The following is a 13,472-nucleotide window of genomic DNA, read 5'->3' on the forward strand; positions in this document are numbered from 1 at the left end:
AAAGCGAACGCTACAGTTTTAAGCGCCTACCAGCTCGCCGTAGGTTTCGGCCGACAACAGCTCTTCCAGCTCCTCGGGCTTGGCAATGGAGATTTTCACCATCCAGCCGTCGCCGTAAGGGTCCGCGTTTACGGTTTCGGGAGCGTCGCCCAGCTTGGCGTTCACCTCCAGCACCGTGCCGGTGATGGGGCTGAACAGGTCGGAAACCGTTTTCACAGCTTCTACAGTGCCAAACACTTCGTGCTGGGCCACTTCTTTGTCAAGCGTGTCGATGTCGACGTAAACAATATCGCCGAGCTCTTTCTGAGCGTGGTCGGTGATGCCTACGTAGGCAACATCGCCCTCAACGCGAATCCATTCGTGATCCTTGGTGTAGTGTAAGGTGGCGGGCAGGTTCATTGGGGAGAGTTATGAATGGTGAGTTATGAATGATGAGTTCGAGCAGCAGCCTCCGGCTCATGCCCAAAAGTAAGGACCAAATACCAGTGCCCGCGACAAGCACGGCCCCGCACCGACCAACTCACCTCACAATTCGTCGCTCCTGATTCATAACTGCTACTGCGTGAGGCTGTAGCGCAGCTGCAGGCCGCCCTCGGTCATGGAATTGCGGAAGGCGTTGCTGATGCGAGGCGTAGTGATGGTCTGGCTGTAGTACAGCTGCAGGTTCAGGCGCGTGTTCAGCAGGTAATCGATGGTGGGGCGCAGCTGGAAGGTTTTCGAGCCGTTGGTAATCTGCCCTTCGGCGCGGCCCTCAAGGGGGCCTGTGGAACCAGGCTGCGGGGGGGTGCCCACGTCGACCACGTCGAGGATGCTGCGCTGCACGCTGATGTTGTCGCGAATGCTCAGGTCGAGGCGGGCCGTGAGGTTGTTGCGCAACACGCGCTGCTCGCCGCCCACTTTGAAGGGCAGTTTGAGGCTGTTGGTGGCGTAGCCCAGGCCCACAATTATCTCGTTGGTGTACAGTTCGGTCACCTGCGAGTTAGTGGTGTTGAGCACCACGGCGCGGTCGGTGCGGTACTCCAGGCGGCCGGTGGCCCGGCTCACGGTTTGGAAATTGACGCCGATAAGCGGCGACAAGCGCTCAATGATGCTTACCTGCCCCACCACGTAGTAGGGAATTAGCTGGTTGGAGGCGTTTCTAAGGTTGGGAAACTGGCTCTCGGGATTGAAATCGGGAGCGTATACCGTGGACGTGGTGTAGCTGCCCACGCTGTAGGTCGACGAGTAAGCGTGGTTGAGGGTGAACGACGAGAAGTATTGCTTGATGACGGGCAAGTCGGCAAACCCGTTGTAGTCAACCCGCCAGTTGGGCAGGGGCAGCATAGCAAACGGGTTGAACTTCTTGGCCTCGTAACCGTCCGAGTCGCGGCCGTGGTAGGCGTCGATAAAGCTTTGCACCAGCACTTCCTGCGAATTGTAGCCGTAGCCAGTGGGGCCGGCAATTGGGTTGGCATCGGTGAGCTTCTGCCGCACTTTGGCACGGTTGGACACGAATCGGTTGAAGGCCTTTGAGGTTTCGCCGTTGCGGCCCAAATCACCAAACAGCGTTTGGATGGTGACCGTGGACGTCTGGAAAGAACCCGTGCCGAGCAGCGGGTTATTAGCGAGCTGCGTGAGGCCGGTGCTGGGGTTGCGCACGGGCAGCAGCGTTACCGTGTCGAGCAGGTTGCGGTAGTACACTTCCTGGTTGCGGGCCAGCTGCCGGCGGGCATCTACCTGAATATTGAAGCCGCGGAATGGCTCCAGGGCAGTGCGCAGCGTGAGCGTTTCCGTGAGCAGGGAGCTCAGCGGAGTGTTGAGGAACTCGCTGCGGTCGGTGTACCAGCCGTTGCTGCGGGCGCGGTCAAACAGGTTGGGCAGGTCGTATTGCTTGCCCAGAATGAACGGCACGCCCGGGGCGGTAAAATCATTGTCGAGGCCGAAGGCGCGGGTCTTGGGCAGGTAGCCCGGCAGCAGGGTGCCGTCGGTGCGCACGTAGGTAAAGTTGAGCGAGCGGGCCGTCATCAGCGAACGGAGCACGGCTTTCACGAAGCGGTTGGCTTCCTTGGTGGTGTCGGCTGCTGCAGGCTGCTGGCCCCCTTCCTGGGCCTGGGCGCGGGTCCGCGGCTCGGGGCGGGGCCGCGCCGTGGGCGGCGGGGCGTTGTTGATGATGTTGAGGAAGCGCACCTTGTTGTAGAGCTTCACCAGGTCGATGCGGCCGTTGGCGCTGATTTCGCGGTTGTTCTGGATGGTGTTGCCCAGGGCCAGCTCTTCGGTTCTGGCGTCTTGTTCCTCGTCGCCGGTGGGCACAGGGTTCAGCGGAGCAAGTAGCGCCGTGGACGCGGCCTGCCACGTGTAGCTGGCCGAATAGCGGGTGTCGGCGCTTAGCCAGTCGGTAAGCGGGAACTTGTCGAGCGGCAGGCGGTAGGTGAGCGCCGCTACCTGGTTGAAGTTGGTGGTGCGGCCGCCGCGCAGCAGGTTTTCCTGCAGCTCGCGGCGGTTGCGGACGGCCACATCGCTGCCCCCAATGGTGCGGCCCAGGCCTTCGTCGACTACGCCGCGGTTGTTGGCGGTGTAGTCAAAAATCAGGCTCTTGGTCAGGTCCCACTTCAGGTCGTAGATGCGGCTGATGAAGAACGACTTTTGAATCACGGGTGAGCCGGCCTGCACGGGCAGTTCGCCGGGCGCGAGCACGCGCTGCAGGAACCGCTCGTTGTAGCGCCGGTCAATGTCGGAGCGGAAGGAAAAGCGCGAGGGCAGCGGCGTGAAGTTTATCTCCTGGAAAATCTTCAGGTAGGGGTTATCCAGCGCCGTTATCTTGCTCAGGGGCGTGTAATTCTTGGGCGTGGTCTGGTACACGTAGGCCACGGCGGCGGTATAGGCCCGGGTATAGTCGCGCTCGGTGCGAATGTCGGTGTGCAGGCGGTCGGTGAGGGAATAGCTCAAGGCCAGGTTCTCAATGTCCCAGGGCTTGGGCGTGGTGGGCGCCGCGCCGGGCTTGCCGGGGCCGCGTTCCTTGCGCACGTTCAGCAGCGAGATGCTGCGGCTGGTGGTTTGGTCGATGACCTTGCTGCGGTACTCGGCCTGGGCGGCGGTGTTGGTTTCGCCGGTGGTGGGGTTGGTAAACTTTTCGAGGCTCTGGTTGAGCTTGGTGTCGGGGTCGAGGGGGTCGTAGAGGGGGGCGCGGCTTTCGTGGCCCACCTGCAGCAGCACGGGCACCCGCAGCTGCAGCTGCTCGGGCAAGAACTTCTCGGCGGCCACCGTGGCCTGCAAGTCGCCACGGAACGCATCGTCGATGGAGCGCTGCTGCACTTTGTCCTGCAGGCCGCCAAAGCCTACGCTGGTGAAGCTGCCCGTGGCCGTGATGTTAGCTAAGTCGGCCATTTTCACATTGAGGCGGGCAGTGGCGGCGTAGCCGGCCTGCTGCTCAAAGTCAAACACCCGGAATTCATCGGCCCACAGGTTGGCGCTCACGCTGGTTGCGCTGGGGTCCACGCCATCAGCGGTGGGGTTCAACATGCCTATCATCACGCCCTGCACCGCCGAAAAGTCGGGGTTGCCGACCACCGTAATGGTGGCGCCGTTGGGCAGGGTTTTGGTGTAGGGAACCTGGTAGGGGATGCGCAGCTTGTTGCGCTCCGACTTGGCATCGATAAAATCCTGAAACGCCACGTCGATGCGGTTGGCCACGGGCCATACCTGGTCAACGGAGGTCTCGCCGCGCCGGGTCATCACCAGCGGCAAGGCGTACTGGTAGAAGTTTTGGGTGTAGTCGGTGCCGATGCGAATGAAGCCCTGCACCTGCGTCTGGCCTTGTTCCACGCTTGCATCTTCGCTGTCGCCGTGCAAGAACATGCGTAGGCGCTTGTAGCGCAACATGTTAATGGTTATATTTTTATAAGCCGCCTTGGCGTAGCCATCGCGCAGGTTCGTGACGGACAGGCGCAGGCTTTGCTCATTTTGCAGGCGGGCAACGCTGCTGCTGCCGTACTCGCGGTCGCGCAGAATGCCGGGCGGCGATACGTAGGGAATGCTGCTGCCCACGGCCAGGCCGTTTTCCTCCACGCTCACCGTCGACACGCTGAAGGCGTCGGCGTCGGTGAGCGTGCCCACGGGCGGCGTATTGCCTTGGCGAGTGTCCACAATGCGGTAGATGAAGCGGCGCCACTGGTTGGCAACAAACTGCGGCTGCACCAGGCGCAGCACCACGGGCTGCTCCCAGCCGGTCATGTACATGCGCAGGAAGCGGATGTTCTTGAAGCCAAACTCGTCCTGGGCACCCCGCACGGTGAAGCCCTCCCGAATCGGAATACGGAACTGGTACCACGTCACGGCATCGCCGCTGGTGCGCTCGTCCGCGTTTGTTACCTTGTCGATGATGAAGTTCTGGCCGACTTCAAGACCGCCACCAGCCACCGTGGTGGGGCGCAGCGGTATGCGGTATTCGTAGTAGCGCTCCACGTCCTGCACCACGTTGTCGCGGTTCAGGTCTTCTTTGTCGGGGAAGGCCGTCGAGCTGAGCTGGTTGTTTTCGGGGGAGTTGCCCTCGTAGCCGTTGTAGTCCTTGTAGCGGCCCAGCAGCTTGGTGTTGGTCTGGTCGTAGCTAGGGTCGAGGTGGTGGCGGAAGTTGTCGCCCGAGGGGTCGGGCAGGGAGGTGTAAGGCGCGCCGTACTGGGTTTGAGCCCGTTCGCTGTTGTCGTTCACGCCGTCGAGGCCCACGTCCTGCCGCTCCCGGGCACCGGGGGCAGCGTTGAAGGCATCGGTCAGGAATTGCTGGCGCGTCACGCGCCCCCACACCGTGGGACTGCTATTGTCGCGTATTTCCTGGGGGTCGTCGGTGGTGGGCAGGCCGTTCTCAAATTCGTGCTGGTTGTCATTTTTCAGCACGTCTTCGCTCACGTTGCCCAGGTTGATGAGCAGTTCGCCCCCGGTGGTGTTGACCACGTCGTTGCCGTCCTGGTCGGTCACGCTCACCCGTGCGTTGGGCGCGTTCGGGTTGGTCACCTTCAGGAATGGGTCCATCATCCAAAACTCGAGGTATTCGATGTTGGAGTTGTCAAAGTCGGTATCGAAGGTGATGGCCCGGCTGATGCCGCCAAACTTATCCTGCGGCCGCTCGGCGCCAGCGAACCGCTTACCAGCAGCATCAATATTGGGATTGTAGTTGTAAGGCCCCCGCTCGTTGGGGAAGTAGGCCATGTCGAACGTGTACTCGTAGCCGTTGCCAGTGGCCCCCAGGTCCTTGTTGGGGAATACCTCGTCGCGCTTAATGCCGCGCACGTAGTGGTTGGTCAGGTCGCCGGCCCCAATGTTGCCGGGCACGTTGGGCCCGCCGGTGTAGTAGCTCTGGTCGATGGTGTACCAGGCCAGCTTGGCGCGCTGGTAGTTGGAGGGCAGGCCCACGGCCGTGCTACCCGTAATGGGCAAGGGAGTGGCCGCCAGGCGCCACGCCGGAATGGAAGCCAGCCCCCCGAGGGTGTAAGGCGTGCGCGCATTCTCGAAGTCGTCGATGTACGACACCCCATCTTCGCCGTTGCCCAGCCGTGATTTCCCCGGCAGCAGCTTGGCAAACTCTCCACTAAAGGCAATGGTGGAAATCTCCTTGGTCGACACAAACGGAAGCATGTCGAGGTACTTGGTGAGCACCCGGCTGTCTTTGCGGATGCTGCCGTCGAGCCCCACAATGGTGTTGTTGCCGGGCTCGTCGCCGATGTTCACGCGGTTGATGCCGGGGGCCTGCCGCTCGAGCAGGTGCAGGGCCGTGCCGCCAATGTTCACGTCCTTGTTCAGTCGGTAGTCGAGGCGCACGCCCAACATCTGGCGCGGCTGCACCTGCACCAAGGCATTTTTCTCAAACTCCACCCGCAGCTCATTGGCCGAGTTCAGGTAGGCCGGATTGAGGATTTGCACCTTGGCCTGGTCGTAGAACACCTGGTAGTCGACGCCCTCAGTGAGCAGCGTTGAGCCCGACCGCACCCGCACCGAGCCCTGCGCAATGCCAATGCCCGGCAGCAAAATTTCGTTGGATGCGGCGCCGCCCTGGAAGCGCCCGCGCAGGAAAAACTTGTCCTTTTCCTGCCGCTGCTGGGCGTCGCTCTGGGTCTGGGTGTACAGCTCATCGTACACGTACTTCTCAATCAGGTCGGTTTCGCTGGGGTCGAATTGCGACCGCAGGTAGGAGCCGAAGGGTTCCACGTTCGGGAAAATGACCTTGCCCAGCTCCGGGTCGATGGTGACGCCGGGGAAAAAGTCGAAGTTGCCGTCCGGGTTGCGGTCGTTGTTGGGGTTTACGTTGTCGAGGTTCAGCACCTCAATAATCGGGCGGTTGGCAATGCGGGCGCCTTCCTTCAGCGAAATCAAATCGACGCCGGTTTCGTCGTCTTTGTAAATGAGCTGCAGCTGGAAGTTGTCGCGCTGCAGCTGCGAAGCGTTCAGGGGATAGATGTTTTTCATCATCAGGTCCCAGGTCGGCGTGTTGCGCGTCAGCAGGTTCAGGTTTAGCGGGTTTTTGCTGGGGTCGGCCACGCCCACGCCGGGGTTGCTGGCCCGCAGCATTTTCAGGAACACCACTTCGTCGGGGCGCCGGGTGGCGTACTCGTCCTGCGTTTCCCCTACCTGATAGGTTTGGCCATTGAAGAGGTACTGGTAGCTCACGCCCAGCACCTGGTCGGGCAGCAGGGCCGTGTTCAGCGACACGTAGCCGAGCTGCGGGTTGAAGGTGAATTCACGCGGGTCAAGCTTGCGGGCTCGTACCCGCTCAAAGTCAATGTTTTTGCTCAGGCCCTGACCAGTTTGCAAAACAGCATCTACCCCAAGGTTGTCGCGGGCAGAAGGAGTACTAATCAGGGTTTGGTACAGCGAGTTAGCGCTGTTTTTGGCCGGCACCTGCTGGGTGGGGCTGCCCTGCCGGTACCTGTCCTGATAGAGCCGCAGCGGCTCGGCCAGGTCCATCAGCGTCACCACGTTGCGCAGGTTTTCGGTGGTGCGGTTGTCGTTGGTCACGTACACCTCCACGCGGGTGATGGTGATGCCGCTCTGGATGGTGGGCAGGTTGCGCAGCGCCTGGTCGTAGCGCTCGCGGAAAAAGTGCGACAGAAAGAAGTGCCGGTCGCGCTCGTACTGGCTGGCCTTGATTTCGTACTGCCGGCTCTGCGCGCCGTTCTGAATCCGAATTTCGTCGGCCGTACCGCGCACGGTGGCAGCCACGGCCGTCACGCCCAGCTTGCCAAACTGCAGCTGGGTTTTCACGCCAAACAGGTTTTGCCCGCCCTGCACCAGGGAGTTGGTGAGGGGCAGGCTCACGTTGCCCAGGTCTACCTTGCGAATGATGTCCGTTTCCTCGCCCGCGTAGTCGAACCGCATCTGGTTGTCGAAGTCGAACGAGGCCTTGGTGTCGTAGTTGAACACCAGCTTGAGCTTGGTGCCAATGGCGCCGGTCAGGTTGACGTTGATGTTCTGCTCGAACAGGAAGTCGCCCACGCTTTGCTGGCGCAGGGTCAGGGCCGGATTTTCGTTGCGGTTGTGGCGCCAGCCAAACTTGAGCGTGACCGAGCCCGCGGGCCGAATATCAACGTAGCTGCCGCCAAAAATGCGGTTGGCCACAGGGCCCAGGTATATCTTGGGAATGAGGCGCTGGGCCTGCGGCGTGCCCGCCGCGGCCTCGGGGCCGGTCACGCCGCCCTTGGCCTTGTCGCGGTAGTACCCCCGGATGCCCTCGCGCCGCTGAAACTCGGCGTACTGGTCGTAGGTGAGCACGCTGGGGTCGCGGTAGTCAATCTCGGCCCCCACCCGCTCCTTCACATCAAATTGCTTGAGGCTGTCGTCAACCGTAACGTCGAGTTTCACGTTATTAGGCAACGGCAGCACCAACGGCGACTCGCGGCGACGCACGCCAAACGGACTGCCGGGCCGGTCCTGGGCGCGCACCCGCGGCCGGCGAGTGGGCTTGTAAGGGCCCAAGGTATCGGCCACAGCTCCTGCGGGCTCGGGCGTATCGAGAGCCAGTGTGCGGCTGGCACGCAGCCGACCGCTGGTCAGGCGCGAGCCTACCAGTGGAGAGGCCTGCGCCCACCAGGTCAGCAGGGACGCGACCGCAACAACCGACGCTGGGAGTATCTTCTGACCGAATTTCAAGCAGCTAAGTGGATAGTGGCGCTTGCCCCACGGTTCGCGTTGGGCAAGGCGTTCTGTATAAAATAAGCCAATGGCGCCCGGCCATCAGTGGTCAGAAATCGAGCGAGTAGTTGCCCAGTGGCCGGCCCCAATGAGCCGATACCAGCGTGAGCAACCCTGAGACAGCGAAAACCCGAAAATTTTCGCCGCGACTCAATGCGACTTCAAAGCAAATTTAATCAATTCCTCCACGCTAAGCTCCCCGCCGTGCTTCTGCTGAATCTGGTCCAGCTGCTTTTCGGCGGCGGCCCGCGCAAAGCCCAGGGTCACCAGGGCTTGCAACGCCTCCGAGCGGCGCGTATTGTGTTGGCGGGCCAGCGGCACGGTGTCTACCCCGGCTTTGGCCAGCAGCTCGTCTTTGCGCAGCTTGTCTTTTAGCTCCAGTATAACGCGCTGGGCCGTCTTGGGACCCACGCCTTTAATGCTCTGGATGGCCCGCACGTTTTCGTTCACGATGGCCTCGCGAATCTCGCCCACGCTCATGCTGCTCACCATCACAATGCCCGTGCCCGGCCCGATGCCCGACACCGAAATGAGCTGCATAAACAGCGCCTTTTCGCTCGGGTCGAGAAAACCGTAGAGGGTCTGCCCGTCTTCCTTGATGTGCTGGTAGGTGTAAATTTTAGTGGCTGCCCCCTCGGGGGGCAGCTTGGAGTAGGTAGCGAGCGAAATTCGAACTTCGTAGCCCACCCCAAGGATGTCGACAATGGCTTGCGTAGCGTCTTTGTAAGCGAGTTTACCGTCTAGGTAGGCAATCATGCAGGAAATGAAATAAAAGCGAGGCAGGCGCCAGTCCCTCAGCAGGCCAGCAGCACTGTGGAATTTCGCCCGAAGTACTGATAAAAAGCCGGAACCGGCTGGCATACTCAACAGTAGACTCGCCGGTTTCTATCCCAAATTTACTGGCTTTTTGGCCAAATAATTTGGCTAAAAAAAGGAAATATCGCCCCCGTGCGCTGGCACGAAGGCGATATTTCCGCTTAACCCCGTTCGGACCGCCGAATCAGGCGCTGGCTTTTTTGCCCGCGATGTAAGTGCCGACCACCTGTTCCAAAACGCTCAGGGGCAGGGCGCCGTTTTTCAGCACCGCGTCGTGAAAGTCGCGCAGGTCGAATTTCGAGCCCAGCTCCTGCTTGGCCCGCTCGCGCAGCTCCAGAATCTTCAGCATGCCCACCTTGTAGGCGCAGGCCTGGCCGGGCATCACAATGTAGCGCTCTACTTCGGCGGTCACGTCCGACACCGCCATGCCGGTGGTTTGGCGCATGTAGCGGATGGCTTCCTCGCGGGTCCAGCGCTGGTCGTGCAGGCCGGTATCCGTTACTAGGCGGGCGGCGCGAAACAGTTCGGCCCGCAGGCCGCCCAGCTTGTCGTAGGGGTCTTGCTCGAAGCCCAGCTCGGCGGCCACGCGCTCGGCGTACAGCGCCCAGCCTTCGCTGTAGGCTGTGAACGGAATCAGGGTGCGAAACGTGGGCAAGCCCTTGAGCTCCTGCGCCACGCCTATCTGGAAGTGGTGCCCCGGAATGCCCTCGTGGTAAGCCAGCGTGCGCATGCCAAACTTGGGAGTGGCTTTCACGTCGAAAAGATTGGCGAAGAATATGCCGGGCCGCGAGCCGTCGAGCGCGGGCCTTTCATAGTAAGCGCCGGCCGATGTTTTTTGCTTGAACTCGGGCACCCGTAGCACATCCAGGCTGGCTTTGGGCCGCATGCGAAAGGCGCTGCTCAGGCCCTTATCAACTTCGGCGAGAATGGTTTTGTAGTCGGCCAATATCTGCGTGCGTCCGGTGTCGGTATCGGGGTACATGAACCGCGCTTCCTCGCCCAGCCGGGCCATGGTGGGCCCCACACTGTCGGCCCCAGGCACGCGTTGGGCCTGCAGAATGGCCCGCATCTCGGCCGTAATACGCGCAACTTCTTGCAAGCCTAGCTGGTGAATCTGAGCTGCGCTGAGATTGGTGGTGGTGCTGCGGCGCAGGCAGTAGGCGTAGAAATCCTTGCCATTAGGAAATTTCCACACGCCCGCGTCGTTCGTAGACCGGGGGCGCAGGGCAGTAAAATAGGCTATTAAGCTCTGGTAGGCCGGGTACACATTGCCCTGAATCTGGCGCTTGGTTTCGGCTAGTATTTCCGCTTGCGCGGTGGCGTCTAGGTCTTTCGCCTTCATCAGCTTCTCGACCAGCGAGGTGTAGAGAATATTTTGCTCTGGCTGCTGCTCTACCAGGCCCGACATTTCGGACAGCACCTTGTCAATCACAAAGGTGGGCGGTATTATACCCCGCTGCTCCCGGATTTTTAGTCCCTCGAGCACCTGCGCAAACTTCACTTTCACCGCGGCTAGCCGCTGGTTGTAGTAGTCGGCGTCGCGGCGGTTGTGCACTTGGTGCACGCTGGCCATGAAGGACGGAAACCCGTTCTGCTCCCCGCGCATTTGGTTGACGGGGTAATTGTGGTAGCGGAACGTCGCGCCCTCCGCCGCGTTGGTCATGTACCAGTCGAGCACTTGGTAGTTGAGGCGGTCCTGGCCGCGCATGCCGGTGGTGTCGTAGCGGTGCAGGGTGGCAAGGTCCTGCTGCAGGCGCTCCAGGGTCTCGGTGTCTTTGGCATCGGAGGCGTCGTCCAACTTCTGGTTGTGGCCCTGAATGCCGACGCCTTCGACCAGCCGCAGCGACGATAACATCTCCGGCGAGTCGAAGGCGACTTGGACAAACACCTTCTCGTAGAAAGCCCGAATAAAGAAGGGCTTAAACCAAACGGTGTTGACTACCAACACGACGATAATCAGCAATAAAGCCGCCAGTGTGCGCAGGACGATTTTCTTCATCCCGCAAAGTAGAACTTTTAATTCTACTATACAACATTATTACAGTGCCATACTGCCATCTTGTTGCGCATCTACCACAGCAATGGATGCCATGTTTACAATCTCGCGCACACTGGCCCCCAGCTGCAGAATGTGCACCGGCTTGCGCATGCCCATGAGCACCGGCCCGATTACCTCGGCGCCGCCAATTTCCTGCAGCACTTTGTAGGCAATGTTGCCCGACTCCACATTAGGGAAAATGAGGGTGTTGGCGCCTTTTTCGGCTAGCGGGCTGAAGCCGTAGTGGTCCTGCAGCAGTTGCGGGCTTAGGGCCACGTTGGCCTGCATCTCGCCGTCAATCAGCAGGTTGGGGAAACGGGCTTTGGCCAGCTCGGTGGCCCGGCGGGTTTTCTCGGGCAGCGGGCCGGCGTTCGAGCCGAAGTTGGAGTAGCTGATAACCGCCATGCGCGGCTCGGTGTCGAAGAAGCGCACCGCCCGGGCCGTGAGGCCGATAATCTCGACCATCTCTTCAGCCGTGGGGTTGATGTTCACCGTGGTATCGGCAAAGAAGTACGGGCCTTTCTTGTGCTGAATGATGTACATGGAAGCCACGCGCCGCACGCCTTCCTCGGTGCCAATAACCTGCAGCGAGGGAATAATGCTCTTGCCGTAGTCCTTGGTGAGGCCGGTGATGCAGGCGTCGGCCTCGCCGGTTTCCACCATCATGGCGGCGAAGTAGTTGCGCTCGCGCATCAGGCGGCGGCCCTCGTAGAGGGTCATGCCACGCCGCTGCCGCTTCTCGTAGAGAATGGCGGCGTACTCGGCGCGCTTCTCGTCTTGCTTCAGGATGTTGATAATCTCACAGCCTTCCAAATCCAGGCTGTTGGCCCGGGCAATGGTTTCGATGGTTTCCTGCGGGCCCAACAGAATGGGGATGGCAATGCCCTCGTCGCGCAGAATCTGAGCGGCTTTGAGAATCTTGTAGTTGTCGGCTTCCGCAAACACCACCCGCTTGGGGTTGGCCCGGGCGGCCGAGGTGATGCGGTTCATCAGCTTCTGGTTCACGCCCATGCGGGCGCGGAGCTGGTCTTCGTAGGCCGCCCAGTCCGAAATGGGCAGGCGGGCCACGCCGCTTTCCATGGCCGCGCGCGCCACGGCCGGGCTAATGGTGGTGATAAGGCGCGGGTCGAGCGGCTTAGGAATCAAGTACGTAGGACCAAAGGCCAGCGTATTATCGCCGTAGGCCTTATTCACTATTTCGGGCACGGCCTCTTTGCTCAGCTGGGCCAGCGCGTGCACGGCGGCCAGCTTCATGGCCTCGTTGATTTCGGTGGCGCGCACGTCCATAGCCCCCCGGAAGATGTAGGGGAAGCCCAACACGTTGTTGACCTGATTAGGATGGTCGGAGCGGCCGGTGGCCATAATCAGGTCACCGCGGGTGCTGGTGGCCAGCTCGTAGCTGATTTCCGGCTCGGGGTTGGCCAGGGCAAACACGATGGGGCTGTCGGCCATGTGCAATAGCAAGCCGGCTGGCAGCACCTTGGCGGCCGAGAGCCCCAGAAACACATCGGCCCCGTGCATGGCTTCTTCCAGCGTCGTAATGTCGCGGGTAGTAGCAAACTGCATTTGCAGCGGGTCGAGGTCGGTGCGGGACAGGTTGATGATGCCGTCCTTGTCGAACACCACCACGTTTTCCTTATTCAGGCCCAGCGCCACGTACAGGCGCAGGCAGGAAATGGCCGCCGCGCCGGCTCCGCTCACCACCATTTTAATCTGGTCGATGCGCTTTGCTACCACTTCCAAGGCATTTAGCAGCGCCGCCGAGGAGATAATGGCCGTGCCGTGCTGGTCGTCGTGCATCAGCGGGATGTTCATCTTATCCCGCAGCTCGGTTTCAATCCGGAAGCACTCGGGCGCCTTAATGTCTTCGAGATTGATGCCGCCAAACGTGGGCTCCAACGACTTCACGATGCGAATAAACTCGTCGGGGTCGGTGGCGTCAATCTCAATGTCGAAGCAGTCGAGACCCGCAAATTTTTTGAACAGCACGCCCTTGCCTTCCATCACCGGCTTGCTGGCGGCGGGGCCGATGTTGCCCAGGCCCAGCACGGCGGTGCCGTTGGTAATCACGGCCACCAAGTTGCCTTTGGCAGTGTACTTGTACACGTCGTCGGGGTTAGCGGCAATCTCCTTGCAGGGCTCAGCCACGCCGGGCGAGTAGGCCAGCGCCAAGTCGAGCTGCGTGCTCATGGGCTTGGTGGGCACTACTTCCAGCTTGCCCGCCGGTGCCTGCGAGTGGTAGTTGAGGGCGTCCTGTTTGTTTATTTTCAGCATCGGTATTATCAGAAATTGGAACGGCCGCGCGGGCAGCGCGGCCGTGTAGGGCGAAATTAGCGGTAAATACGCAGCAAGGCTGCGTTTATTTTGTAGCTGCCGCTGTGCCAACCCATTAAGGTTTTGTGTTGCGGAGGCTGGCCAGGACTTTGAGCTTTAACCTAAGAGGCAACCTCCCGCTTGGCCGCGG

5 protein-coding genes are annotated in these 13,472 nt (G+C 60.9%); all 5 read right to left on the reverse strand.

The features are described from left to right. Positions 1-18: 18 nt before the first annotated feature. On the reverse strand, positions 19-399 hold the full coding sequence (gcvH, locus tag BMZ66_RS07785) for a glycine cleavage system protein GcvH (protein ID WP_092670812.1): 381 nt from the start codon (positions 397-399) through the stop codon (positions 19-21). A 156-nt stretch (positions 400-555) separates the two neighbouring features. After that, positions 556-8,112 carry a T9SS outer membrane translocon Sov/SprA gene (gene sov, locus BMZ66_RS07790; protein ID WP_234795025.1) on the reverse strand — a complete coding sequence of 2,519 codons (7,557 nt, stop codon included), beginning with the start codon at positions 8,110-8,112 and terminating at the stop codon, positions 556-558. 192 nt (positions 8,113-8,304) lie between these two features. Beyond that, positions 8,305-8,910: a Holliday junction branch migration protein RuvA gene (gene ruvA / locus BMZ66_RS07795; RefSeq protein WP_092670814.1), complete on the reverse strand. Its 606-nt coding sequence runs from the start codon at positions 8,908-8,910 to the stop codon at positions 8,305-8,307. A gap of 244 nt (positions 8,911-9,154) precedes the next feature. After that, positions 9,155-10,969 (reverse strand): DUF885 domain-containing protein, encoded by a 1,815-nt coding sequence (locus BMZ66_RS07800; protein WP_092670816.1) that lies wholly within the window; start codon positions 10,967-10,969, stop codon positions 9,155-9,157. Between the two features lie 39 nt (positions 10,970-11,008). Beyond that, the gene (locus BMZ66_RS07805) at positions 11,009-13,282 is read right to left on the reverse strand and encodes an NADP-dependent malic enzyme (protein WP_177204645.1); all 2,274 of its coding nucleotides are present in this window, start codon (positions 13,280-13,282) and stop codon (positions 11,009-11,011) included. Between the last annotated feature and the right edge of the window lie 190 nt (positions 13,283-13,472).

The sequence above is a fragment of the Hymenobacter arizonensis genome (assembly GCF_900115775.1).
GTDB classification, from domain to species: Bacteria; Bacteroidota; Bacteroidia; order Cytophagales; family Hymenobacteraceae; genus Hymenobacter; species Hymenobacter arizonensis.